Source organism: Streptomyces sp. UH6, assembly GCF_013421635.1.
GTDB classification, from domain to species: Bacteria; Actinomycetota; Actinomycetes; order Streptomycetales; family Streptomycetaceae; genus Streptomyces; species Streptomyces abyssomicinicus.
In genome coordinates this window covers 1-25014 of record NZ_JACADT010000016.1, presented here as the reverse complement: position 1 = coordinate 25014, position 25014 = coordinate 1, and the positions used below count along the sequence as shown (strand labels likewise).

The following is a 25014-nucleotide window of genomic DNA, read 5'->3' as shown; positions in this document are numbered from 1 at the left end:
CGACGGCGGCCGCGCACAGGGCCATGACCGTGAACAGCAGGCGCAGCCCGCCGGCCCAGACCAGGAGGCCGCCCAGGAGCGGACCGAGGGTGTAGCCGATCGACTTGTAGAAGCCGTAGGAGCCGAACGCGCGCCCGCGCTTGGCGGCCGGGTTGAGACGCGCGACCATCGCGGAGGCCGAGGGGGAGAACGCGGAGGCGGCGGCGCCCTGGCCGAGACGGGCGGCCCACAGCCAGCCGGGGCTGTCGGCGATCGCGTACAGCGCGGACGCGGCGGCGAAGGCGACGAGGCCGCCGAGGAGGACGGGCTTGCCGCCTATCCGGTCGGCGAGCGAGCCGAAGACGGGCTTGAGCAGGACCTCCGCCCCGTCGTACAGGGCGAGCAGTCCACCCAGGACGATCAGGGAGGTGACGGCGTCCTCGGAGAAGCCGCCGAGGTTGGCGGCGATGCCGTGAGCACCGAAGGCGGTCGTGAACCCGGCCGCGTACAGAGGCCACATGGCCTGCCTCGGAGCGGCCGGAGTTGTGGGGTGAGTGGTCACGACATGCCCTCGTCGGTGGAATGCAGCGCGCCGAAGACGCGCTCGGAGTAGTCCTCGCAGACGGCAGCACAGTGCTTGAGCCGCTCGGCGGCCTCGGCCGCTTCGGGGGCGCCGAAGACGTCCCGGGCGGTCAGGTCACGGTGCCAACGACGCAGCCGCTCCAGGCTCTGTTCCTCTTCCTCCAGCTCGGCCAGGGTGAACTTGGCGATCCGGATCTCCTTGGCGATCTCCTCCTCGAACTTGCCGCAGTCCGCGAGGAACTCCACCCAGTCCGCCGAGCGTGCGGCGGTGAACATCTCCCGGAAGCGGGCCGCGTCCTGCTCGGAACGACCGGACGCCTGGAGTGTCAGGCCCTGACCGCCTGCGGCGTCGGTGAGTTCGAGGGCACGCCGGACGCCGTCCGCGAAGACCGGCACCTCCGGAACCGCCCAGACGCCCTGACCCAGGGAGAGAGCTCCGATCCTGCGCAACTCCCGCCACACCGCCACGCGGTGCCGGGAGGGGTCCGCGGGCAGCTTGATCACCAGGATCAGCCACCGGATCGTCTGCTCAGCCTTCTCCGTCACGCCTGAGAATGTATCAGGCGTTACATCGATGATGGACGTGAGAAGACTCAGATCGTCCTCGACCGCTGGTTGATCTCCAGAGACAACCCGCCGCCCGGCGCCGGGCGGAGCGGCGTGGCTGTCGCCTGAGCCATGAACGCTGAACGCTCAGCGCTCAGCGGCGTGCAACCACCCGGCCCTCAGTTCTCCATGAATCTCCGGCGCCAATATCCGCAGGCACTGAACGGAGTTGCCAGCACGTGGTGGGAGCTGAGGGAGACGGCCCTGCGGTCGAACTCGGCGTCCAATCCGGCGACGATCCTGCCGAGATCAGCCTGAGCGCCACGGGGAAGCCACAGCAGCACATCCTCCAGGAGGTCTCGCGCCACCAGAGGGTCGCAGCAGTCGCAGCCCACCACCGGATCCGGCAGAACGCGCCCGGGTTGCCCCAGATACCGTCGGCACTCCGCCAGGGCGGCGGGGCCACCGCCCCCGACCACAGACGCTGTTCTTCCAGCTTCCGGATCGCCACGCGAGTGGCCGCTGAAACCCCGCGGATCCGACGAACCGGGACACCTTTTCCGGGCCGCCACCGCTCCGCGCGCAGCCTTTTCGGACGCCTACGCGGCATCAGCCTTTCGGATCAACATGTCGTCATCCTGCCACGGCCCGCACTACCCCAGCCTTGCCGATGAAGTGCTACTTGGCGCTGATGGCCGCGGTCATGGCGGCCCAGAAGTCAACATCGCGGAGTCGAGCCTCGGCGTCAGCCCGGGGCACACCCAGGGCCAAGCACACGGCCAACACACAGACACCCCAGACGCCCAGGTGATCTACGGACACCGGAGCATCGACACGACAATGGAGCACAAAGCGGTCTACCCAGCCCTGAGGACAAACTCACCCGGATCGCCCGACGCAGCCGGCTGAGCGTCGACCTGCGGTGCCGGGTCGCGTCGCAGCTTCCGCACACGTCGCCACGGTGACGAGGGGGACACTTCAACAGGCCGAGACAGCCTGGGTCCGACCAGGGTCCCGAACGCTCAAGGACTCGACGTCTCGGCTGTCGGCCGGTTCCGGCATACTCCGCGGCATGTCGACTGCCGATATCACCCTCGACGAGTGGCTCCACTGCGACCAAAAGGAGGCTGCAGCCACCGCTCGAACGGTAGGCGGTGTCGTCACGTCCGTCCACCTTCACGAATTCGCCGGACGAACCGCCTACAACGCGATCATCGAGGTCGACGGGAGACCGTTCACCTTCGTCCCGGGCGGACACGCCCAACTCGGCTTCGACCCCGAATCCTGGACGCCGACCGACGACGAGGTCCTGTCCTATCTTGGTAGCTATTCGGCGCTGGACCTGTTCCCCGAGTACGCCGACCTTGAGCCGGATGACCGGGCTGAGGCCCGCGCCCGCCAGACCGACAGTACTGTCGAGGAGATCCGCGAGCACATCGCGGCGATCACCTCGCGCCCCCGTACCGCGCTTGTGAAGGCGTTCCTCGCTGCAACGCACGCTGACGAGGCCGGCGTGAGTGAGGCTCCCCTCGACCACCCGATCATCACCGCGCTCATCCAGAAGTGGAAGCCGGGATACCAGGAACTCGTCGACGATTTCATCCTGCCCGAAACCGACACGGGCACCCACGGCCGAGTCCGCTTCGACCCAGACGGAAACCCCACGGCGGCGTGGCTCGCGGCCCACACCACCTACGAGACGATCACCGATGAGCTGGCTCGGACCGGCCGACGCCTGCCCACTCCCGATGAATGGGAGCACGCCTACGCATTCGGCGCACGAGGTCTGTTCCCCTGGGGCGACCGCATGCCGACCCGATGGCTCGAAGACGACAACACCCTTGTCATGCCCGACGGCGTCCGCGTCGCCACAGCATCGCCGACGCTGTCAGGACTGCACATGGCCCAGAACTCCTACAAGTGGGAGCTGACCGCCGACCGCCGCGAGGTCCGTGGCGCCGACGGCGGCGGTGCCGAATGCGGCGGCGAACCCTGGTTCGCCAAGTGGTTGATTCGGGCGAGCTCCTATCGCGACCCCGAACAGGGCGACTTCGTCGCGCAACGCCCGCACACCCGCGGCACCCTCGTCAGGCCTGTCATCCCGCTGGATTGATGGCGGTGGTCGCCCCCCGAACCACCGGCAGCTTGCCGAATGGGCGGCGAGGTCGCCTCTATGCAGACGCAGGTAACACGACAGGCGCGACGCCTCGAATGAAGCCGGACTTAGTTCGGAGAAGCAGGCGTGTTCGTGGCCGCATGGGGTGCCGTAGAGGCGTCCGCAGGAGCCGGGCTCGACCGCCGTGCCGTACGCGCCGCTCGTCGAAGTGGTCCTGGCTGTGCGGTGTCCGCCCGGTCGCCCGGCCGTAATCAGTCGATGAAGCGCACGTCCGGGTGGGCGGCGGAAGGCCCGTGCAAGAGGTCCTGGGGCCGGCCGCGCAGGTGCTGGTCGAAGAACGCGGTGATGAAGGCGCGCTGCGCGGCGGTGCTGCGGCCGGGGTCCACCGTGCCGATGTACTGCTCGCGGAGCTGGGCCGGAATGTCCAGGTGCTCGTCCAAGGCCGGCACGAACGACTGGGCATCCGTGTAACTGAAGTGACTGCCCTGTTCCAGGCTCAGATCGCGCTTCCAGCCTGTCGAGCGGTCCCAGAAGGAAGCCCAGGAGGGCTTGTTGAGGTGGGTCTGGTTGGCCTTTCCCATGAGCATGAACGGGCGGTCCAGTCCTTCCCGGGCCACGGGGAGGAAATCGCTGTCGCTGTACTGCAGCGTGCCGTCCATGTTGATGCCCGCGTCGATACGGCGATCCACGCGCATGGTCTCGGCCGCGGTGGCGCCGCCGCCCGAATGCCCGTACATCCCGACCCGCTCCAGGTTCAGCGCCTTCCGCAGCCCTTTGGGCAGTCGGCGCCCCTCGGCGTCGGGGTTGCCGCCGGTCTGCAGCACGGCGAGCTGGTCGAGGACGAAGCGGGTGTCGCGCATCCGGGTGTCCATGACCTGCTTGAGTGCCGCGATGCCGGACATCGGCTTCTGCAGTTCGACCCTGCCCCGCGGAAACTCCACCGCGGAAGCCTCGAAGGTGTGGTCCACGGTGACGACGACATAGCCGTGGCTCGCGAGCTCCACCGCTGTCGCGGTGCCGAGCGTCCGGGAGATCTGCAGGCCCGGTGAGTACAGCACGACAGGCCTGGCCTGACGGTCGTCCACCGGGGCCATCACGGCCGCCTCCGTCCGGATGCCGGCCCAGTCGATCCGGCCGGGTCCGGCGAGCTGGAAGGAGCCGGACTCGTCCACCGCACGCGCGACGCCGGGAGGCATGTAGGGCTGACGCGGATGTCCGATCGCCCGACGGGCCGGATACCAGATGCTGACCATCAGCTCCCGGGCTCTGTCGTCGGTGGCCCACGGGTCGCTCCTGTCGCCGTCGACGAGGTGAAGCTCGGTGCTCCCCACCGGGTGCTGCCCCGACGACTCCGGCAACGCGAACCGTATCCCCTCATCAGCGGCGGGCGAGGGCGGAGTGGGAGGCGCGGCGGAAGCGGCAGCCCCTGCCGCGACGACCAGGCACAGGGCGAGAGACGTGGAGGTGTTCACGACCGGTGGGATTCGCATGGCGCCCAATCTCCGCCCGGGCGGGTGCCCGGAGCATCCGCCGACAGGCGGACGCCACCCTGGTTCCACCCCGGTGACTCTTCAGCACCTCGTCAGGGTCGGCCGCGCACGGCCGGGCCCGCGGAACTCCCCACCGGGGCGACAGCGTCTGCCGCGTACCAGACGGTGTCGGGCGCGGACCTGCCCGGCACGACGACCACGCCGGACGGTGAGAAGACCGACTACACCTACGACTCCGCCGGCAACACCAAGTCGGTCGCGGTGACCGGCACCGGCGGCGGCAACCAGACGTTCGACTACAACCCGGCCACCCCACCCTGCGGCGGCTTCGAAGGCCAGCGCTGCAAGGCCACCACCGAGATGAGCTCCACGAAGTCGGTGTCCATCGCCTTCACCTACGACGCCAAGGGCAACCTGACCAAGGTCACCCCGCCCGCCCCGCTCGGCGTGACGACCTACACCTACGACGACCTCGGCCGGCCGTCCACGGTCCGCGACGGGCGCGGGGTGACGGTCATCTACGAGTACGACGAGCGCGACCGTGTGGTGAAGGTCGACTCGTCCCACTACCTCGCCGTCAGCTACGCCTACGACGGGAACGGCAACCTCGTGCAGCGTTCCGGCAACACCGGTGTGGTCGGCTACGCCTTCGACCCGCTGAACCGGGAAACCGTCCGCACCCTGCAGGACGGGTCTCAGACCCGCCTCACCTACAGGGCGGCCGGCAACGTCGGCACCCGCACCGCCGAGAAGTGGTCGGACCACTCGCAGTTCACCTCGCTCACCGTCGACGGCACGACCTGCTCCGGCCAGTACGGCTCGACCGACCGGAGCGAGCGCATCCGCCTCGGCGACACCTTCTTCCGCAACGGCCCCCCGGGCCTGTCCGCGAAGACCACCGGCGGTGTGGACATGAGCTTCAACCGGGAACCCGGGGGAACCCTCAACTCCATGCCGACCGGGGGCAAGAGCTACTACTACCTCACCGACGCCATCGGCTCCGTCGTCGCGCTCGCCGACGACACCGGCGCCAAGGTGAACACCTACAGCTACAGCCCCCGCGGCGTCACCCGCGCCGCCACCACGGAACAGGTCCCCCAGCCGTACCGGTTCGCCGGCGGCTACCGAGACCCCACCGGGCTCTACCACTACGAGGCCCGCTACTACGACCCCAACATCGGCCGCTTCAACAGCCCCGACCCCTCCGGCCAGGAGAAGAGCCCCTACCTCTACGCCGAAGACGATCCCGTCAACCGCATCGACCCGAGCGGACTTCTCAGCTTCGGCGACGTCACGGGCATGGGTGACTGGGCCATGACCGGGTGTTCCGTCGTGGCCGCCGGGTACGCCGGAGCGACCACCGCCGCCTACAGCTGATCCTGAAGGCCGGGCGCGTTGTGCACATCGCCCATAGGAGACAGGGAGGGAACCCATGCGCAGGGCCGCAGTGGTGATCGGAGGACTCGTGGCATTCGTTTGCGGCGTCACTCTGTTCTACCTCGGAGTGGAAGATGCCGGTGACGGAAACACGCGAGCGGTGCTGCCGATCTTCATGGGTGCCTTTCTCGTCGTGAGCGGGCTCTACTTCTTTCGGAAAGGGCTCCCGCGGTGACGATGTCGCTGATCATGCCCACGTCTGCATCCGACCTGCCGACATGGGGAATCGTCCTGGTTTTCGTCGCCTTCACCCTGGCGGTTCTCGTCGTCCTGTCCCGCCGTCGGTGAGCGAGGAAGAGCACGCGATGGGCGCGGCGTGATGAGTAAACCCATCTGTCCGCATCCGTGCAGCGCGTGTTCGGCACTTTGACCCGTCTTCCCGGCCAGCCGTACACATGTACGCGGCATGGATGCCGGCAGCATGACCGAGGGGAGGGCATCCGGTCATCCGGATGCCCTCCCCTTGAGCATGACTCGCTTGCTCCGGGCCTGCTCCAGGCGTTCCGGCCGACGCCGGCAGGGGACGTACCCGCCGACAGTTCGCCGCTCTCCGCGGCTGGGCGCGCGCCGTCGGCCCCCGAAGCGCCGGCGCCGGAATGCCCGCAAGACGGTCCACGATCCGCAGACCTCCGCCCACCAGGCCCCGGCAGCGAAGGTCGGCTGACATGGGCGCCGACGACGCGACAGTCCTCGACGGCTTCCTCGAGGAGGGAACCGTCCCCGGCGACCTGCACGGCCACACCGACCGCGTCCTGATGTTCACCGGCCGGTGCTTACTCACTCTCGCCGCAGCCTCGGCTCGGCTCGGATGACCGCCTACGAGGGCTCGGTCCACCCCCGTGTGACGTCGGAAATCCGCCAGCATGATCGCGACCCCGCGAGCGAGAATCCGTTCATGAACGCTGAGTCGCAGGGAATCCGCATCCGGCACCGCGGGCATGAACCGCAGGTCCATCCCACCGCTTACATCGCCCCGACGGCCACGCTGGTCGGTGATGTCCGCGTGGGGCCAAGGGCGCGGGTGATGTACGGCGCGGTGCTCGATGCCGAGGGGTCTCGGATCGAGGTCGGGGAGGCGACGGTGATCTGCGAGAACGCGGTGCTGCGCGGTTCTGCGGTCGCCGGCGATCAGCCGGTGCTCGTCGAGGACCACGTTTTCGTGGGGCCGCATGCCACGCTGCTGGGCTGCGCGATCGGCAGGTGCTCCTACGTGGCGACCACGGCGACGGTCCTGCAGGGCGCGCGGCTGGGGGCCGGCTCGGTTGTCGCTGTCGGCGCGCTCGTCCATGCGCGCACCGTCGTGCCGGACGAGTACTTCGTGCCGCCGAGCACCGTGGCGCTTGACACGCCGGTGCGGCTGCTGGCTCCTGGCGATCCGGGCCTGGCCGAGGCCGTCGGCCGGGTGGGCTTCGCGCAGGTGGCGTTCGGCGTCGATGCGGAGTGGACCGACCGGATCAGCCGGTACGAACGCATCGCGGAGGTGCGCGTCGCCGAGTTCGGCGCGCACGCGGACGACGAGGTTCTGGATCTCGGCGAGAGGGAACCGCGGCCGGACGAGATGTGACCGGGCACCGTGAGGGCCGGTGCGCGCACTGGCCCGAAGGAGCACGCACGGTCCATCGCGTTCACACCCCGCACGCGTCGAGTGACAGCAGCACTGACTCCCTGACGCAGGCCTGTCCATCACAACGGCGGTTCGGGCGCGCAGCGCTGCCGCCAGGCGTTCGGCGGCTACGGCGGAGCGCGTCGGCCCCGCGTGCGGCCTGGCGCGCTCCCGCTTGGCGTTGCGCGGGCGCTCCAGCCGGAGCGCGCGCAGTGCTCGACCCTCTGGTCGTACCGCTGCTCGGCCAGCTCCCAAGGGAGCGGCCGGGCGACGGAGCGTCGTGGCCGGACCCCCTCATCTGGCCCTCCCAGGCTGCGCGCGGCTCGTCTCCGGCCAAGCTGGAGACGATGCCCCGTGCGACGGCCGCAACGCGTGCACCGCTCGCCACCGATGAGCCGAGGAGGATCCGTGGCTGTCCAGCGCCGGGTGACAGAACGCGTCGTGGTCGGAGCGGGCTGGGCGGACCCCGCGAAGAGCTCGGCCGGCTCCGCCGGGAGGTGACCGTGTCACCGGAGAAGGTCTCCCCTGTGGAGCTGCGCAGCCAGGCATGGTGGGCGAACGCGGCGAAGCCGGCGATGACGGCGCTGTACCTCGAACGGTTCCTCAACTTCGGTCTCACGAGGTCAGAGCTGCAGTCCGGCCGACCGATCATCGGCATCGCCCAGACAGGCAGTGATCTCGTTCCCTGCAACCGGCACCACCTCGCCCTCGCCGACCGGATCAAGGACGGGGTCCGCGACGGTGGTGGCATCCCGCTGGAGTTCCCGGTCCATCCCTTGCAGGAGACCGGGAAGCGCCCCACCGCCGCGCTGGACCGCAACCTCGCCTATCTCGGCCTGGTGGAGGTGCTCTACGGGTATCCGCTCGACGGGGTGGTGCTGACGACGGGCTGCGACAAGACGACGCCCGCGTGCCTGACGGCGGCGGCGACGGTGAACATCCCGGCGATCGTCCTCTCCGGGGGTCCCATGCTCAACGGCTATCACCGCGGCATGCGGACGGGCTCGGGACTGGTGATCTGGCAGTCGAAGCGCCTGCTCGCCAGTGGACAGATCGATTACGACGAATATCTGGCACGGGTGACCGCCTCCGCGCCCAGCATCGGGCACTGCAACACGATGGGCACCGCACTGTCGATGAACAGTCTGGCCGAGGCCCTGGGAATGTCCCTGCCCGGCTGCGCGTCGATCCCTGCCCCTTACAGCGAGCGGGCGCAGATGGCCTACGAGACGGGCCGCCGGGCGGTGGCCTTGGTGCGTGAGGACCTGACTCCCCGCAAGATCATGACCCGGCAGGCTTTCGAGAACTCGATCGTCGTCGCATCGGCCATCGCCGCCTCGACCAACGTACCCATCCACATCAACGCCATCGCGCGTCACGTCGGGGTGGAGCTGACCAACCAGGACTGGCAGCACGTCGGACGCGACGTTCCGGTGCTGGTGAACCTCGCTCCGGCCGGGGAGTTCCTCGGCGAGGACTTCCACCGTGCGGGCGGTGTCCCGGCGGTCATGCGGTCACTGCTGGAGGAGGGGCGTCTGCACACGGATGCCGTGACGGTCTCGGGCCGTACGGTGGCCGAGAACCTGGAGGCGGCGCCGCCTGCCGATCCGGCGGTCATCCGCCCCTACGAGGACCCCGTCACCGAGCACGGCGGACTGCTCGTCATGACGGGGAACTTGTTCGATTCCGCGATCATGAAGACGTCCGTCGTCGCCAACGCCTTCCGGGACCGCCGCTCGCCGCACTCGGACGAGCCGTCGGTGTTCGTCTTCCGGGCCGTCGTCTTCGACGGGCCGGAGGACTACCACGCTCGGATCGAGGACCCGTCGCTCGGCATCGACCAGGACTGCATTCTCGTGCTCCGTTACGCCGGGCCGGTGGCATACCCGGGCTCCGCCGAGGTCGTGAACATGGAACTCCCCTCGGCGCTGGCGCAGCGAGGCGTCACGGCGCTGCCGACACTCGGCGACGGCCGGCAGAGCGGTACGTCGGACGCACCGTCCATCCTCAACGCCAGCCCCGAGGCCGCGGTCGGCGGCAACCTCGCCGTCCTGCGCACGGGCGACCGGATCCGTATCGACCTGGACAACGCTCGCGTCGACGTCCTGCTGCCGGACGAGGAGATCGCCGAGCGGTGGGCCCGTCACACTCCCCCGGTGCTGGAGAACCAGACGCCGTGGCAGGAGATCTACCGATCCACGGTCGGCCAGCTCGACAGCGGAGGCTGCCTGGAATTCGCCGTGTCGTACCAGGATCTCGTCCACACCAAGGGAATCCCTCGTGACTCGCACTGAATCCAGCGACGCGGTCCTGATCGCCGACTACGACTTCGGTGACGTGGACATCGAACGCGCCATCGTCGAAGGCGCCGGACTCCGGCTCCTTACCGCGCAGTGCAAGAGCGAGGACGAGGTGATCGAAGCGGGCCGGGAGGCCGCCGGCGTCCTGACGCAGTACGCGCGTGTCGGATCCCGTGCCGTGGAGGCGTTGACCCGTTGCCGGGTGATCGCGCGATACGGCACCGGTGTGGACATCGTCGACGTCGGTGCCGCGACCCGGCACGGCATCCAGGTCACGAACGCACCGAACGAGTGGTGCGCCGAAGAGGTCGCCGATCACGCCGTCGCGCTCTGGCTCGCGGCCGCCCGCAGGATCTGCCGGTACGACCGGGCGACCCGGCAGGGTGAGTGGCGCTGGCAGACCGGGGAGCCCATCCACCGGCTGAGCGGACAGGTGCTGGGGCTGCTGTCCTTCGGCGCCATCGCACGGCTCATCGCCGCACGCGCGAAGGCGTTCGGTGTCGAGGTCTGGGCACACGACCCGTTTCTCGACGAGTCCGAGATCCGGGCGTGCCAGGTTCGGCCGGTGTCCTTCGACGACTTGGTGGAAGGCGCCGACCATGTGGTGGTCCAGGCGCCGCTCACGCCACAGACACACCACACCTTCGACCGTGCGACACTCCGCCGGATGAAGCCGACGGCCGTCCTCGTCAACACCGCACGCGGTCCCATCGTGGAGGACGCGGCGCTCCAGGAGGCACTGGCCGAAGGGTGGATCGCCGGGGCGGCGCTGGACGACCTCGAGGAGGAACCCGCGAAGCAGCGCGAGTGGCGCGCCGACAACCCGCTCTTCGCACTGCCCAACGTGATCGTCACTCCTCACGCCGCCTACTACTCCGAGGAATCACTGAGAATCGTCCGGACCATCGCCGCCGAAGAGGCGGTGCGGGTCCTGACCGGGCGACCGGCGCGCTTCCCGGTCAACGACCTGACCGCCGGCTCCCGCCCGTAGGCCTCGCGGGAGCCGTCGTCCGCGCCATCGCCGGTGACCACGACCGCGTCGAGGCCGTCCGGGTCCGGGTCGTCCAGTTCGTGCAACGGAGGAGCCTCCGGCGCCTGGGATCGAGCACGGCCGGAGCCGAATGCTGTCGGAACCGGTTCTGGCCGACGTCGGAGCCGGAACGGCTCGGCCGGTACTCGTTCCGGCTTCCCGAACTGCCTTGAGGTTCTGTCCCGGCTGATCACTGGCTGTGGAAGGATACGGGGCATGACGTGCATGCGAAGGGGCCGTGCCGCGTAGAAGACCGGCTTCGCTGCGGTCACGGGAACGTGGCGGGGGAAGTCCCTGGGTGCGGTATCGCGATGTCCCCGGACTGTCGGGGGCGGCGAATGCCGCCGTCCGTGTGCTCGAACGGGAGCGATTGTCTCCCGGCATCGTGGCGGTGGCGTTGAGCGTGTGGTCCGTGCGCGTCCATGGCGTCAGACGCCGTTGGCGGCCGTGGGAGGCTGAGTTCACCTGCCCTTGCTGCGGTGAGGGCTGGGCCCGGGACACATTGCGGGACGCTCTGTTCATGCTTCCGCCGAGAGCCGCCGCCGAACTCCGGGTACGGGTGGAGCGCCTGGACGTGGTGCTCCTCGGGCGAACGCATCACGAGCCGACGGCGGACCCGGAGCTGGCGTGGTGGCATCGCAGGTGCTGAGCGTGACAGCAGGCCTCCTTCGGCTCCGGGGATGACCCGCGTGGTGTGCTCAGTCGGTGAGGAAGGCACCTTCGCGGCAAGCGCGGCAGACGAAGACGTAGCCCAGCTGGCCACCGAGGTTCATCGCGGTCTGCACGGATATCCCTTCCTCCAGATGTGCCGCGAAATCCATCGTGCCGGTGCAGGAGGGGCATGCGGGCAGTCGGTCGTCCTCCAGGTAGGAAGGGCTGCCTCCGAGCGATCCGAGCACTTCGCGTTGCCTTCCGAAGGGCTCGTCCGGGCCCCGTTTCCATCCCGAGCGAGCGAGGTCGTACGGGTCGGGCGCGAGTTCGTCGTCATCGTCGATCTCTTCGGGGTCGAGAGCGACGACGTGCGTGCGGATGGCCGAGGTGGCGGGCAGGAGGGTCACTCCGGTCTCGGGCACGGCCACCGGCTGCAGTTCCTCCCGCGGAAACAGGTAGACCCGGTTCGCGCCGGATTCCGCGTCCCAGGACTCACACGCGCCCGGGTCGTTCTGGCAGACGAACACCGACAGGACGCCGTACTCGACGGGGAGGTGGGCGAAGAACTGCAGTGGCTCTCCGCAGCAGGAGCCGCACAAGGGCCAGGTGAATCCCGCGGGCGCCAGCGGCACGCCCCCGGTACGGGGGGCGTCGGAGTCGGCCGAGGTGAGGCCGTCGTAGATCATCAGAGTTGTCTGCATGGCCAGAGATTACGGGCGGCTGCCGACACCACAGCACCGGGGCGACGACGCGGACCATCACGGGCGACACCTCGGTGATCGGGACATGCCCTGCTTGCCCGGTCGTCGGCGACACCTCGACCACCGGCCTCCGCGACGGAGGCAACGCTCACCCCCGTTGGGCGCGTCTGAGGGAAAGGCTGATGCGGCGACGCCGGCGGTCCACGTCGAGGACGACTACCCGGACCTGGTCGCCGACCGCGACCACCTCCTGCGGCGACCCGACATGGCGATCGGCCAACTCGGTCAGGTGGACAAGACCCTCGACGCCCTCCCTTATCCGGACGAACGCGCCCAACGGCACCAGCTCGGTCACCGTCCCCGAGACCGTGTCCCCGGCCTTGCAGGTATCGGCATGGTGCTGCCAGGGGTCGGGCTGCAGCGCCTTCATGGACAGGCTCACCTGCTCCCGTGCGAAGTCGATGCCGATGATCTCGGCACGGATCACCCGGCCGATCGGGGCGATGTCGTCCACCGAGTCGAAACGGGTCCAGGACATCTCGGGTACACGGAGGAAGCCGAGGAAACGGCCCAGGTCGTCGTCGAGGTGCACGTACACCCCGACGTCGTGGAGACCCGACGCGACGACGCCGGTGACGGCCTCACCCACGCGCAGCGAGCCGAGGAACGTCCGCCGCTCCTCGGCCCTGCTGCGGTTGGTGCGCCAGCGTGCCCGAAGGACACCGTCCTCGTCGGGCAGCACCGCAGCGAGCAGGGGATGGCGATCAGCTCGTTCCAGCGGGACCAATGCGTGGCGGTGGCCCGGGCCCTCGGTGATCCGGGGATGCGGCACGTCGGCGCGTCCCCCGGGTTCGGCGACACACTCCTTGTGGAACCCCCCGCCCGGATGCTGCTGTACGAGCAGGTGAAGGCGTTCCCCGCGTACGACGGCGGCACGGATCCCCTCGACGTCGTCGGTGAGGTCCGGCCATACCGCCAGCCGCGCCCGCGGGGTCAGACGCTCACGCACAGCCTCAACCTCGTGTGCGGTCGTCAGGCGGTGCCAGCGGTAGGCGTTGCCGGTCGGACGCTCCTCCAGCAGGACTCCGCCGCGGTCGGCGACCAGCGCACGGACCTCGGACCAGAACTCCTCGTCGGCGCTCCGCGAGGCGTCGGTCCCGTCGAGGGCCGGGTCGTAGGGTGAACTCGCGACCCGGTCGGCGAACAGCCCGAGAAGGCGGGTGCGGGACACCGCGCTCTCCTGGTCCCTGCCCCCGCCGACGTATATGTCGTCCCGGTCGCCGACGTGGACGAAGAATCCGTTGTCGGCCCGCAGCCGGCACCAGGCGCCCTCGCGCAGCACCATCGCCCGCAGCAACCCGAGACCGGTGGCGAGGGGGACGCGCGCGCCGTCGTGGAACCCGACGCTGTCACGGGGAAAGAGCCCGCTCAGCCCATGTCCCCCTCGTCCCACGAGGACGGAGAAGGAGAAGAACCCCTCGGTCATGGGATTGTCGATCGTCATCTGCTGGACGCCGTCGTCGAGCGCGAACCCGGCCACGGCCGCCACACAGGCAGCGGCGACGCGTTCTCGGGAGTCGTACGCGATGAGGGTGCTGTCTCCGTCGGCCGCCGCGTCGAGGTCGGCAGGGTCGTACGGGGTGATGCGGTACACGAAGGGCGCCATGTCAGCGGCCCGGGATGCTCGTGGTCGCCCTGCGGGCCGGTCGGGGGTGGACGGGGGAAATGATCATCCGCGCACTCTACCGGCACCTGGCACGGCGCGAGCAGGATGCGTTCCGGGCAACGGCGACCCGAACGGGAGACGCGGAGTCGGGGCGGCTTTACTACCGGCATGGACTCCCCCGTGTGGGCCGCGTTGTCGGCTGCCGAACGCTCCGCCGTGGACAGCGTGATCCAGCAGGACCATCGGCTTGCCGCAGTCGCCCGTATCCGCGAGGCGTTCCCGGCCGAGTCCCGGCCAGGCCTGTACGAGACACTCGACGTGGTCGCGGAGCGTTACCGGGAGCTGGGCCGGCGCTTCGAGCGCCGGCCGAGCCCTCCGCTGGACCTGGTGACGCTGGTGGAGGAGGTGGAGGCACTGCCGGGCCGGACGGTCGCCATCGAAGCGCTGTGGGACGGTGACACCGATGGCTGGTGCGTGGACCTGGTGGCGCTCACGGACGACCCGGCCACCGAACACCGACTCGCCGTGATCCGGCACGGCAGTGACATGCGACTGATCAACGGCACGGTTCCGCCGTGGCCCGAGGCGCAGGAAGCGGAGAGGGTCGGTCGCGCCCTGGCCGAGCGGTTCGCCGTGCCGTTCCACTTCGCCGGCCCCGGCCAACCCGGCCTCGACGCTCCCCGGTGGCGAACCACCTCGTGAAACGCGCTGCCACGCGGCCTCGGTGGAGAGGGAGGTTCCTCGAAAACAGTGGCTCGACGGCCGACGGAAACGGTGTCACAGGCGGTCCCGGAGGGCTGCGGCAGGCCTTGCCGCGTCGGCGCGCACTCCTCCCCGCCGACCGCTTCCGATCGCCCGGCAGGAGCCCGCTCGCTGCTTCGCCGGATCGGCCCTGGCCTGGTCTTCTTCTGGAAATTGCCTAGGTTGGGAGGCCTCTGTCGGACCATCTCGGAGGCGGCATCATGAGCGAGGAATCCCTTACGTACGACGCGAGCACGATCGTGGTTCTGGAGGGCCTGGAGGCAGTTCGGAAGCGGCCCGGGATGTACATCGGATCGGTCGGTGAACGCGGTCTTCACCAACTGGTGTTCGAGGCCGCAGAGCAGGCACTGAACGAGGTCCTCAGCGGCACCGCCGGCCGTGTGGAGATCACCCTCACCGCTGACGGCGGCGTCCGTGTGGCCGACGACGGCACGGGTCTTGCGGTCGGGCACGCCGGCCACGGTGACGGCCCTCCGCTGGAGGACCGGTTGACCGTGCTCCGGTGCGGGGCGCCACCCGCCGACCGGCGCGCGCTGGTCAGTTGCTTCGGCCTGGCACTGGCGGTCGTCAACGCCTTGTCGAGCCGTCTGCTGGCAGAGGTACGGCGCGACGGCGGCCGCTGGGTGCTGGAGTACGAGCAAGGCGTGCCTGTCGGGTCGCCCACCCGCACCGGGCCGGCCGACACCAGCGGGACCGTGATCACCTTCTGGCCCGACGCCGAGATCTTCGAGACGTTGGAATTCTCGTTCGACGCACTGGCCGGGCGGTTCAGGGAAGTGGCCTTTCTGAACCGCGAGCTGGACATCACCTTGACCGACGACCGCGACCCCGCGACGCCCCGGACCGTGTGCTTCCGCTTCCCGGGCGGCCCGGGGGACCACATCGCGGAACAGAGCGCCCCACTCCACCCGGACGTGATCGGCTTCGAGCGCGAGTACTCCGAGATGGGGGGAACCATGGAAGTGGCCCTCCGCTGGTGCGACTGCCACGACGCACGGATCGCGAGCTACGCCAACAGCCGGCCGACCACCGGTGGCGGCACGCACGAGCTCGGCTTCCGGGACGGCCTGGCGGCCGCGCTCGCCGCCTGTGCCCGGGAGCAGCAACTCCTCGGGCCGTCCGACCCCGAGTTCACCCCCACCCAGCTCGGCGCCGGCCTCACGGCGGTCGTGTCGGTGAAACTGGATCGGCCCGAGTTCGAGGGGGCAACCCGCGACCGGCTGGTCAACGGACCCGTACGCGCCTGCGTCGCCGAGGCCGTCCGAGAGCACCTGACCCCCTGGCTCCGCGCCAACCCGGCGCAGGCGACGGTCGTCCTCGCCCGGATCGCGGCGGCCGCCCACCGGTGACAGGGGTGTCCCCCTCCCTCGAGCCGAGGTCGAAGCCCGCTGGGCCGCGGGGCGGTGTGGCAGAGTCAGATCGTATGGACTGCGTCTTCTGTCGCCTGATACGCGACGACACCGCTCGTTGGGTGGTCCGGGGGCCTGTGGCCTCCGCGTTTGCTCCGTTGGACCCACTGGCGCCAGGTCACACCTTGGTGGTTCCGACATCCCACTACGCCGACATCTTCGAGACGCCGCCGGATGTCCTGGCCGACACGATGGCGCTGGTCCAGCTCCTTGCCGGAAAGATGCGGTCCGGGCTGACGGCCGGAGGCGTGGACATCCTCAGCGCCAACGGTCCAGGATCAGAGCAGTCGGTTCCCCATGTGCACTTCCATGTAGTTCCCCGTTGGTCGGACGACGGGTTCTCGACCTGGCCGTTGCAGCGGTCCAAGCACCAGGTGGTCGGCGACCCTGTCACACGACTTGCCGATGCGGTGTCGCGCTCGGCCCTGCGCTCGTAGCGGCGGTGCGGCCGACGGAAGCGGCCCGGCCGGTCCGCGGTGCGCCCGACGGTCCACCGGTGCCGCCCGAGCCGGGTCGAAGGCTCGGCACACCCCCTACAGGCGATTCGGGCGGCTCCGTACTCGTTCTTGCGTGATCGCGGACCGCGATACGGTCATCACATGACGACTGCCTCCCTCGACAAGGGTGTGGGACCGCTGTTGCGCGGCTGGCGCGAGCGGCGTCGGCTCAGCCAGCTGGAGCTGGCACTGCGCGCCGACTCCTCGGCCCGTCACATCAGCTTCATCGAGACGGGGCGCTCCCGCCCGAGCGAACCGATGATCCTCCGGCTCGCCGAGCACCTGGAGATACCCGTACGCGATCGCAACGCGCTGTTCCTGGCCGCCGGTTACGCGCCGCACTACTCGGAGACGTCTCTGGAGGACCCGGCGATGAGCGCGCTGCGGGAGGGCATCGAGCGGCTGCTGCGCGGCTACGAGCCCTATCCGGCGCTCGTCGTCGACGGCTGCTACAACGTGGTGGCCGCCAACCAGGGGATCCTGATGCTGCTGGAGGGTGTGCCGGAGCATCTGCTCACTCCCCCGCTGAACGCCATGCGGCTCACCCTGCATCCGCAGGGGATGGCCTCCAGGATCCGGAACCTGCCGGAGTGGCGCGGACACCTGCTGTCCCAGATGGAGCGTCAGATCGCACATCTGCGTTCGGATTCCCTGCGCGCCCTGTACGAGGAGGTGGCCGCCTATCCGGTGGCCGCGCCGGTGACGGGTGGTCAGCCGAATGAGGGAGCCGGGAGCGGCGTCGGGCAGCCGCGGGACGACGGATCGGCTCACCCGTACTTCGCGCTGCCCCTCCAGGTCGAGCACGAAGGGCGCGTGCTGTCCTTCGTCTCCTCGATCAGCACCTTCAACACCCCCATGGACGTGACCGTCTCCGAGCTGGCCATCGAGACGTTCCTCCCGGCCGACGCGGAGACGGTCGCCTTCCTGAACCGCCGCAGCCGCTGACGGTGCGGCCCTTCAGTCTTCGGCGGCGCGCAGCGCCATGTGCTGGAGCACGGCGAACCCGAAGACCGTGAGGGCCTGCGCCGGAATCCACACGGTCCCGGCAGGGCTGGCGTCGAACCAGGCGAAGAGAGCGACGAGGCTCGCCAGTGCCCAGGCGAGGTTGGCCTCGATCACCCACTTCACGGCGAGGGCCGGAGGCAGTCTCCGCGCCGCCAGGGAGCCCACCCCGGCGCCGAACAGCACGAGGAACGCCCCGAGCCCGAGCAGCAGCCCGGAGTCGACTCCGAGCAGTCGCCCGAGGGGGCCTGACGCGGCGAGGTAGGCCAGGCCGTTGGCGGTGGTGACGACGGCGTCGAGGGCCAGGAAGCGGCGCAGCAGGGTGACGGGCTCGTTGCTGCGCCCGAGGGTGGTGATGAGGGTCGCGGTCATGACTGATCGTCCTCCGGCGTGGTGGTGTGCGCGCTGAAGTGCGCTGGTCGAGGCGTGGTCCTGGCCGTATGCGCTGGTCAGGCCCTGTCACCGCAACCCTGCCAGGCGGCGCGGAACGGGTCGATTACCTCTCAGGTAATCGATCTTTCACGCGTCGGCAGGCAGGGTGACGTCGCCGACGCAGGGATCAGGATGAGGATCCGGCATGACGACAGGGCAACAGGCGCGGCGCGGGACCGGCAGGACGGCGGTGCTCGGGCGGAGCGGCCTGCTGGTCGCGGCGCTCGCCACGGTGAGGGCCCGGGGCCGAGGGGGAGCCTTTCCTCCGACACGCTCCCCCTCGTTGCCGACGAGGCCGGGATTGCCGCGCTCCTCCAGAGGCTGACGCAACCCTGAGCCGCAGGGGACACGGGGCGCGGGGCTGGAGCTGACCTCCATGGTCGTGACGGTCACCGCGCCCGACCTCGTGGAACACCAGGGCGGTACCGGCGACGCCCCACATCGCCGGCCGGTCGTCCCCCTGGAAACCGTCGGTACCTCGATCCGCCTCGCGGCGTTGTGACCGGCACGACTTCGCACGCCGGCCGCGGCGGGATCATCGCACCGACCCGGCGGGACCCCGGGCATCCTTGCCCGCCTCAGCGGAACTCGTGGACCAGCTGGATCTCGCCGACGATGTGGGCGTTGAAGTCGTCCAGCTCCTCGGCCGGAACCCAGAGCTCAAGGATCGTCCGGCCGCCGGCCTGCTGGACGGGATAGCGGGTCAAGAACTCCGACTCGACCTCGAAACGCGTGACGAAGCCCGCGCCGTCGTGCTTCACGTTCCAGTCCCGGGCGATCCTGATCGCGTAGTCCTCGTTCAGGACTGGGTAGAAGATCGGCTGCTCGGGGAGCCGGGGCGGCCACGCCCGCCAGTTCAGCTCCCGCACCAGATCCAGCTCCGTGGGACCGGTGGGGCGCCACAGGGTCGTCGTTGCCTGCCGGCTGGTCATGTGCATCGCTCTCCGGACGTAGGCCGCCGGTACGGCGGGGCGGGAGAGCGGACGATACCGGCAAGGGTTCGGCGTGGGCGAGTGAGCACGTGATGTCAGTGCCTGTCCTTAGGGTCGTCCCCATGGCAGAGGACTTGGTCCAGGATGCGTGGAACCGTGTCGACGAGTGGCTGCGCCGGCATGCCCCGCGTACCTTCGCGACGCTCGGGCAGCCTGCGGGCCGTGAGGAGATGGCAGCAGCGCAGGAGGAACTGGGTGTCACCTTCCCTCCCGACCTGATCGCGTCGCTGCTCCGGCACAACGGCGCGGTGGACAGGGCGGAGGCCTTCCTCTTCAGCACGCACGACCGGCCGCTCGGAGTGGCCGGGATCCTCGAGGACACCAGGTTCATGCGCGGCGTCGCCGCAGACCTTGACGAGGAGGAGAGCGAGTCCTACTGGCACCACGGCTACGTGAAGTTCGGTTCCTACGGGGCGACGTCCGACGGCCTCGTGATCGACTGCCGTCCTGAGCGGGACTCGTTCGGTGCGGTCGGACGGTTCTTCGACGAGACCGGTACCGCCTTCGGGCACGCCGACTCACTGGGTGCATATCTGGCGGAGCTGGCCGACCAGTTGGAGCGCGGCCCGGACGCGGGCGCCGTCACGTTCGACGGGCGGCTGTTCTGGGAGTGGGCGAGCCCTGCCCGCCCGGAGTGGGGCGATGCCGGAGATCCCCTTCCCGCACCGGACGAGCAGCTGCCGGAGCTGGACCTGTCCTGCGGCCCCACCGACCTCCTCCACGTGAGCCACCTGGACGGACTCGAGGAACTCGGCGCCCTGATCGCGGTCCTGCCGCGTGAGCGGGTGGCAGAGGCCGCGCGGAAGCAGCTGCGCAGACTGGCCGTCGAGACGGGCCTGGGCAAGTACCCGGAGGTCGGGTCGGCCCTGGACACATCGGAGCGCGGCGAAGCTCCGTCCCGGCCGGAGCAGACCGACCCGCTGGCCCTGCGACTGCGCAAGGTGCTGGTGGAGGCGGACACCCACCGGGACAGCCATCGCAAGTGGGCCGCGGAGGCGATGGTCCACGGGATCTGGGGTTCGCCCTACAGGTCCGTGTGCGAGATCGCGGGCATCCGCAGCCGCCTCACCGTGGCCTGGCGTGCGGATCTGCACGCGGACCTGGGTGGCCCGCCCCTGCCGCCGATACCTGACGACCGTTTCTGGGGGACCCTCCGCAACCCGGCCGTCGACTCCGGCTGGTATGCGGCTCAGTACGCCCAGGAGCAGCGCTGACCGCGAGGTCCCCGTTCCGCCTGAGAGCTTTCCCTGGCAGGGCCGGGGTCCTCGCGTCCGGTGGGAGGGCCGTCGCGGTCCTCAGTCGATGCAGAACTCGTTGCCCTCGATGTCCAGCATCGGAATGCACGCGTCGTTGCCGTCGTACAGCGTGGTCACGTGCACCGCGCCGAGCGGGACCAGCCGTTCGCGTTCGGCCTCGAGTGCGGCGAGGCGCTCCTCGCCCTTGAGTCCGGTGCCGACCCGCACGTCGAGGTGCACCCGGTTCTTGGCGGCCTTCCCCTCCGGGACACGCTGGAAGTACAACCGCGGGCCCACACCCGAGGGGTCGATGCAGGCGAACCAGGAGTCCTGCTGCTCAGGCGGCTGCGAGGCCTTGAAGTCGGCCCAGTCCGCGAACCCCTCCGGCGGCGGCGGTACGACGTACCCCAGCACCTCGCACCAGAAACGAGCCAGGCGTTCAGGTTCCGCGCAGTCGAAAGTGACCTGGAATTTCTTGACCGAAGACATCGGCCCACCATATTGCCGCCTGCCCTGTACCGAAATCCCGGGTCCCACGGAGCGCGGGCCGCACGCCGGTGGTGGGCGTCATCTTCGGGCCCGCTGGGAAGAACCCGCCCGCCTCTTGGCGTGGTCCCGCTTGCCCTGCCTTCGCCGTGGGGGTGGTACGCCCGCGCGGGTGCGGTCCTTGCGCGGTGCCGGGGCGTCGTTCTCGCCAGGGAGTAGGCCGAGGTGGCGGATCCAGATGACGCCGGCGGCGGAGAGGAGGCCGAGGACCGCGCAGCACGACCAGGGGAGCCACAGTCGGCCGGTGCGTTCCCCGATGTCCATGGCCCATCCCACCGCGCTGGTGCAGGCGGAGGCGGCGATGCCGGAGATGACGTAGAAGAAGCCGAAGTAGGTACCGACCAGACCGCCGACCGAATGGCGGGTGACCAGTTCGAGGTACGACGGCTGGGCGGCCATCTGGCCGAGCGCGAGCAGGAACGCGCCGACCGCCAGCGGGACCAGGAGCAGCACGGTGCCCGTCCGGTCGCCCGCCGGCGGAGAGCCGGAGGACACCGTCAGGAGCGGGGGTACGAAGGCGAGGCCCATCAGGGCCAGACCCGGGGCGATCCAGGCGGCGGGCCCGCCTCTGGCCCGGACCATGCGCGTCACCCGCAGTTGCAGCGCCAGGCTCGCCACCGCGCCGACCATGGGCATGACGGCCGCGGCCGCGAGCTGACCGGACACCTGTTGGGACGTACTGACGAAGAGCAGGTAGATCTGGTTCTCCAGGGCCGTGAGGGCGGTCATGGTGAGGGAGAAGGCCAGGAAGTTCCTGTCCCGCAGGATGAAGAGGCAGCCGTGCACGGCGGATCGGCTGCGGCAGCGGCGGTTGGCCCAGTCCAGTGTGGCCAGGGCGGGGAGGGCGAAGAGCTGGATCATCGTCATCACCATCAGCACCGCGGCCGCCGTGACCGCGGTCGCCCGGAAGTCGATCATGCAGAGCACGCTGCCCAGGGCCAGGCCCATGAGGCCGCCGGTCGCGGTGAAGACGTTGAGCATCGCGAAGACCTCGGCGCGGCGGTCCGGTGGCGCGGCCTGGGCGGCGCAGGCCCGCATCGCCGGGTAGAGCAGCGCCCCGGCGACGCCGGTGAGGACGGAGGCGACGAGGACGGCGCGGACCCCGTCGACGAAGGCGAACAGGGCGAACCCCGAGAGGCGCATCAGGCAGCCGATCGGGATGACGCGGTGTCCGCCGAACCGGTCGGACGCCGTGCCTCCGACGACGACCAGCCCTTGGTGGCTGAGCTGAATGGTGGCCAGGACCACACCGACGGTGGCCGAGGACATGTCGAGGTCGCCGGTCAGGTGGCCGGCGAGGAAGGGGAACAGCAGAAACGTGCCGATGTCGATTCCGAGTTGGTTCACCAGCAGGAACCGGACGGCCGGCGGGAAACTGCGGACCGTGCGGAAAGTGTCCATGGAGCTTCCTTGCGCACGGCCCGTCGGACTGGCCCGGTGCGCAGGGAGGTCCGTGCATATGCCATTCACGCTAGGAAACGACGCGCGTCGCTTCGACCGTAATGCCGGAACAAGAACACCTTCGGGCGACGGGGTTGATATGGCCTCACCATCAGGTGGTGTGACGCCTGTGCGCGGGCTCACCGCAATCGCCCCGAGTGGTGCGATTTCGCGCCCCTGCCCGGGTGATGGGTGGCGCGGGACACCTTCGACGGGGCTTTCCGGCTGGTGGGGACGCGGGGCCGCGGAACAAGGGGGGCGCACTCGCGGTCGCGGCGTGGGGTGTTCCAGGAGTTGTCGCGTGCTCGAGGTGTCTGCGCATGCGAATGCTCGAGGGTGCGCTTCCCACGGTTGCCCCGGGGCGCGGCGCGGCGGCGTCTGCCCGCGGTGTCCGGGGCGATTCAGCCGACGCTGATGCTGGAGCTTCCGGAGCTCTGGTAGCCCTCGGTTGCCATGATCATGTAGTGGTCGAAGCTGCCCAGACGCATACCGACGCCGGACCAGGCGTCGAAGTGGTTGCCGGTCGTGATGGTGCCGCCGGTCCGCTTCTGCCGACGGACGCTCCAGTACTGGCTGAACGTCCTGGTGCCCTCCACGGAGGGGGCGTTGTACCGGGTGGTCTGGTAGATGTCGTACGTTCCGCCGTCGCTGGTGACCGTGCCCCTGTGGGTGCCGGTGGGACGGTAGGTTCCCCAGTTGTCGACGACGTAGTACTCGACCAACGGGTTCGCCGTCCAGCCGTAGAGGCACAGGTAGGCGTTGCCGGACGGCGCGAAGCTGCCCGAGTAGCCGACCGTCCTGCGGCTGCCGTTGCTCCAGCCCTTGCCGGCGACGAAGTTGCCGGTGTTCCGCCACGACGTGCTGTAGCCGCCGCCCCCCTTCAGGGTCATGGAGACGGTGTTGGGGGCGTCGGTCCAGAACGAGTAGGAGTACCCGTTGTCGGTGCCTGTCCGGTTGGCCGTGACGGTCGTGCCGGTCGTGCCTGCATGGGCCGTGCCGGACAGCAGCAGCCCGGACGTGGCGGCGACGAGGGCGCCGGTTCCCCCGACGAAACCCCTGCGGCTCAGACCGCGGGCGGAGGTGCCGTCGGGGTGCATGTTTCCTCCTGCTGAAGCCTTGCGGGGGAACCGGACGGCCGACCGAAGGGCCGCGCGCCGGCCGGGGGCCCTTCGGAGAGCGTGACGCGAGTGTGGTGACAGGCCTGTGACCATGTCAATACTTTCGACCGGCGTCACGAAACATACGCACGCCGCGACGGATCGACCGGGTCTTATCTCCGCAGGTCGCACCCTTGGCCATGGGCGCAGCATGGGATGAGGTCATGACTCCCCATGTTTCCGGAGGGAAACCGATGCCAAGGATTCCGACAGTTTCGAATCGACAGGCGAAAGCGGTCGGGGTTCCTGGGGCGCGGCGGGCCGGAGTGGCGGGGTCCGGAGTGCCGGAGTGCCGCAATGCCGGAGTGCCGCAGTGCCGCAGCGCCGCAGTCAGGGCAGCGTGAGGATGCGAGGGCCCTCGTCCGTGATGGCGACCGTGTGCTCGATGTGCGCCGCCCGGCTCCCGTCGGTCGTGCGCAGGGTCCAGCCGTCGGCGTCGGTACGGTAGCTGTCGCTCCCACCGGCCATCAGCATGGGCTCGATGGCGAGGACCAGGCCGTGGCGAAGCGGGTAACCGCGGCCGGGGCGGCCCCGGTTGGGGACGTGCGGGTCTTCGTGCATGCTGCGGCCGATGCCGTGGCCACCGAAGTCGGCGGGCATTCCGCACCGGGCCCGGCCGGCGACGGTGCCGATGGCGTGGGAGATGTCCCCCATGCGCGCTCCGGCCCGGGCCGCGGCGATGCCGGCGTCGAGGGCCCGCCGGGTGGCGTCGATCAGGTCCAGATCGGCGGGGCGCGGCGTTCCGACGGTGAAGGTGATGGCCGCGTCACCGGTCCACCCGTCGAGGTGGGCGCCGCAGTCGACACTGACCAGGTCTCCGTCCCGGAGGCGGTCGGCGGTCGGGATGCCGTGGACCACGGCGTCGTTGACCGAGGTGCAGATCACCGCCGGGAAGGGCGTCGGCGCGAAGGAGGGCCGGTAGCCGAGGAACGGTGAGGTGGCCCCCGCATCGTCCAGGACGGTCCGGGCCGCCTCGTCGAGCTCCTTCAAGGACACTCCGACGTCGGCCGCCTCGCGCACCGCGTCCAGCGCCCGCGCCACCACGCGCCCCGCCTCCCGCATCGCCTGAAGCGCGGCATCGCTCTTGATCTCCACCATGTGCTGTGACTCCCCACCACGACGTGACCCAATACTTATACCGGTATTAGTATCACGGTCATGGTGCGAACTCCTCTGACGGCGTGGGAACGGGAACGCGGCGAGCGGTTCGGCGCGCTGCTGCGCCGGGCTCGTGGCGGGCGCAGCATGGCGGACGTGGCCGCGGCGGCGGGTGTCTCCGCGGAGACGCTGCGCAAGATCGAGACGGGCAGGGCCCCGACCCCGGCCTTCTTCACCGTGGCGGCGCTCGCGGCTGCGCTGGAGGTGTCCCTGGACGAGTTGGCGGCGGCGTGCGCCGAGGACACCGAGTGGCAGGAGCGGGCGTCGGCCTGAGGCGCCCGCG

Annotated in this window: 24 protein-coding genes and 1 pseudogene; 14 read left to right on the top strand and 11 right to left on the bottom strand. The window is 69.9% G+C overall.

The window, feature by feature from the left end; translation table 11 throughout:
- Positions 1-499, bottom strand: a 499-nt coding sequence (locus HW445_RS02940) for an MFS transporter (protein WP_180219455.1), incomplete at its 3' end; no start/stop codon positions are given.
- A 38-nt stretch (positions 500-537) separates the two neighbouring features.
- Positions 538-1107 (bottom strand): Chromate resistance protein ChrB, encoded by a 570-nt coding sequence (locus tag HW445_RS02935; protein ID WP_180219454.1) that lies wholly within the window; start codon positions 1105-1107, stop codon positions 538-540.
- Between the two features lie 1072 nt (positions 1108-2179).
- On the opposite strand from HW445_RS02935, the gene HW445_RS02930 reads away from it, so the two are divergent.
- Complete coding sequence (locus HW445_RS02930) at positions 2180-3220, top strand: hypothetical protein (protein ID WP_180219453.1); 1041 nt, start codon at positions 2180-2182, stop codon at positions 3218-3220.
- A gap of 254 nt (positions 3221-3474) precedes the next feature.
- On the opposite strand, the gene HW445_RS02925 is transcribed toward HW445_RS02930, so the two are convergent.
- Positions 3475-4713, bottom strand: a complete 1239-nt coding sequence (locus HW445_RS02925) for a lipase (RefSeq protein ID WP_180219452.1) — start codon at positions 4711-4713, stop codon at positions 3475-3477.
- Between the two features lie 126 nt (positions 4714-4839).
- Here HW445_RS02925 and HW445_RS02920 point away from each other — a divergent pair.
- The 6 genes and pseudogenes from HW445_RS02920 to HW445_RS33175 form a co-directional block, all read left to right on the top strand.
- A pseudogene (locus tag HW445_RS02920) lies at positions 4840-6090 on the top strand (RHS repeat-associated core domain-containing protein); the annotation flags it as partial.
- A 725-nt stretch (positions 6091-6815) separates the two neighbouring features.
- Positions 6816-6962: a hypothetical protein gene (locus tag HW445_RS02915; protein WP_180219451.1), complete on the top strand. Its 147-nt coding sequence runs from the start codon at positions 6816-6818 to the stop codon at positions 6960-6962.
- Entirely contained in the window at positions 6959-7714 is a 756-nt protein-coding gene (locus HW445_RS02910) for a gamma carbonic anhydrase family protein (protein ID WP_257230799.1), read from the top strand. Before HW445_RS02915 ends, HW445_RS02910 begins: the two co-directional genes overlap by 4 nt.
- A 542-nt stretch (positions 7715-8256) precedes the next feature.
- Positions 8257-10047 (top strand): IlvD/Edd family dehydratase, encoded by a 1791-nt coding sequence (locus HW445_RS02905; protein WP_180219450.1) that lies wholly within the window; start codon positions 8257-8259, stop codon positions 10045-10047.
- Positions 10034-11044 (top strand): C-terminal binding protein, encoded by a 1011-nt coding sequence (locus HW445_RS02900; RefSeq protein ID WP_180219449.1) that lies wholly within the window; start codon positions 10034-10036, stop codon positions 11042-11044. The genes HW445_RS02905 and HW445_RS02900 overlap by 14 nt, the downstream gene beginning before the upstream one ends.
- Before the next feature lie 559 nt (positions 11045-11603).
- The gene (locus HW445_RS33175) at positions 11604-11732 is read left to right on the top strand and encodes a hypothetical protein (protein ID WP_257230798.1); all 129 of its coding nucleotides are present in this window, start codon (positions 11604-11606) and stop codon (positions 11730-11732) included.
- Positions 11733-11781: 49 nt separating this feature from the next.
- On the opposite strand, the gene HW445_RS02895 is transcribed toward HW445_RS33175, so the two are convergent.
- Both HW445_RS02895 and HW445_RS02890 read right to left on the bottom strand, forming a co-directional pair.
- Positions 11782-12435 (bottom strand): hypothetical protein, encoded by a 654-nt coding sequence (locus HW445_RS02895; protein WP_180219448.1) that lies wholly within the window; start codon positions 12433-12435, stop codon positions 11782-11784.
- A gap of 148 nt (positions 12436-12583) precedes the next feature.
- The gene (locus HW445_RS02890; RefSeq protein WP_180219447.1) at positions 12584-14101 is read right to left on the bottom strand and encodes a S1 RNA-binding domain-containing protein; all 1518 of its coding nucleotides are present in this window, start codon (positions 14099-14101) and stop codon (positions 12584-12586) included.
- Positions 14102-14269: 168 nt separating this feature from the next.
- Between HW445_RS02890 and HW445_RS02885 the strand changes: the two genes are divergently transcribed.
- From HW445_RS02885 to HW445_RS02870, 4 genes are all read left to right on the top strand, one after another.
- Positions 14270-14803, top strand: a complete 534-nt coding sequence (locus HW445_RS02885; protein WP_180219446.1) for a hypothetical protein — start codon at positions 14270-14272, stop codon at positions 14801-14803.
- Positions 14804-15063: 260 nt separating this feature from the next.
- On the top strand, positions 15064-16212 hold the full coding sequence (locus tag HW445_RS02880) for an ATP-binding protein (RefSeq protein ID WP_180219445.1): 1149 nt from the start codon (positions 15064-15066) through the stop codon (positions 16210-16212).
- Between the two features lie 74 nt (positions 16213-16286).
- The gene (locus HW445_RS02875) at positions 16287-16709 is read left to right on the top strand and encodes an HIT family protein (protein WP_180219444.1); all 423 of its coding nucleotides are present in this window, start codon (positions 16287-16289) and stop codon (positions 16707-16709) included.
- A gap of 162 nt (positions 16710-16871) precedes the next feature.
- Entirely contained in the window at positions 16872-17714 is an 843-nt protein-coding gene (locus HW445_RS02870) for a helix-turn-helix domain-containing protein (RefSeq protein ID WP_180219443.1), read from the top strand.
- Positions 17715-17726: 12 nt separating this feature from the next.
- On the opposite strand, the gene HW445_RS02865 is transcribed toward HW445_RS02870, so the two are convergent.
- Positions 17727-18143 carry a hypothetical protein gene (locus HW445_RS02865; RefSeq protein WP_180219442.1) on the bottom strand — a complete coding sequence of 139 codons (417 nt, stop codon included), beginning with the start codon at positions 18141-18143 and terminating at the stop codon, positions 17727-17729.
- 436 nt (positions 18144-18579) lie between these two features.
- Between HW445_RS02865 and HW445_RS33165 the strand changes: the two genes are divergently transcribed.
- Positions 18580-18705, top strand: a complete 126-nt coding sequence (locus HW445_RS33165) for a hypothetical protein (RefSeq protein ID WP_257230797.1) — start codon at positions 18580-18582, stop codon at positions 18703-18705.
- A gap of 76 nt (positions 18706-18781) precedes the next feature.
- On the opposite strand, the gene HW445_RS02860 is transcribed toward HW445_RS33165, so the two are convergent.
- Entirely contained in the window at positions 18782-19135 is a 354-nt protein-coding gene (locus HW445_RS02860; protein WP_257230796.1) for a hypothetical protein, read from the bottom strand.
- Between the two features lie 122 nt (positions 19136-19257).
- On the opposite strand from HW445_RS02860, the gene HW445_RS34055 reads away from it, so the two are divergent.
- A complete protein-coding gene (locus HW445_RS34055; RefSeq protein WP_180219440.1) occupies positions 19258-20409 on the top strand; it encodes an SMI1/KNR4 family protein in 1152 nt (383 codons plus the stop codon).
- A gap of 81 nt (positions 20410-20490) precedes the next feature.
- Here the strand turns inward: HW445_RS34055 and HW445_RS02850 are convergent, their stop codons facing one another.
- From HW445_RS02850 to map, 4 genes are all read right to left on the bottom strand, one after another.
- On the bottom strand, positions 20491-20919 hold the full coding sequence (locus HW445_RS02850; RefSeq protein WP_180219439.1) for a VOC family protein: 429 nt from the start codon (positions 20917-20919) through the stop codon (positions 20491-20493).
- Between the two features lie 78 nt (positions 20920-20997).
- Positions 20998-22377, bottom strand: a complete 1380-nt coding sequence (locus HW445_RS02845) for an MFS transporter (RefSeq protein WP_180219438.1) — start codon at positions 22375-22377, stop codon at positions 20998-21000.
- Positions 22378-22817: 440 nt separating this feature from the next.
- Entirely contained in the window at positions 22818-23513 is a 696-nt protein-coding gene (locus tag HW445_RS02840; protein WP_180219437.1) for a glycoside hydrolase family 11 protein, read from the bottom strand.
- A 390-nt stretch (positions 23514-23903) separates the two neighbouring features.
- Positions 23904-24671, bottom strand: a complete 768-nt coding sequence (map, locus tag HW445_RS02835) for a type I methionyl aminopeptidase (RefSeq protein WP_180219436.1) — start codon at positions 24669-24671, stop codon at positions 23904-23906.
- A gap of 60 nt (positions 24672-24731) precedes the next feature.
- On the opposite strand from map, the gene HW445_RS02830 reads away from it, so the two are divergent.
- The gene (locus tag HW445_RS02830) at positions 24732-25004 is read left to right on the top strand and encodes a helix-turn-helix domain-containing protein (RefSeq protein ID WP_180219435.1); all 273 of its coding nucleotides are present in this window, start codon (positions 24732-24734) and stop codon (positions 25002-25004) included.
- Positions 25005-25014 lie beyond the last annotated feature (10 nt).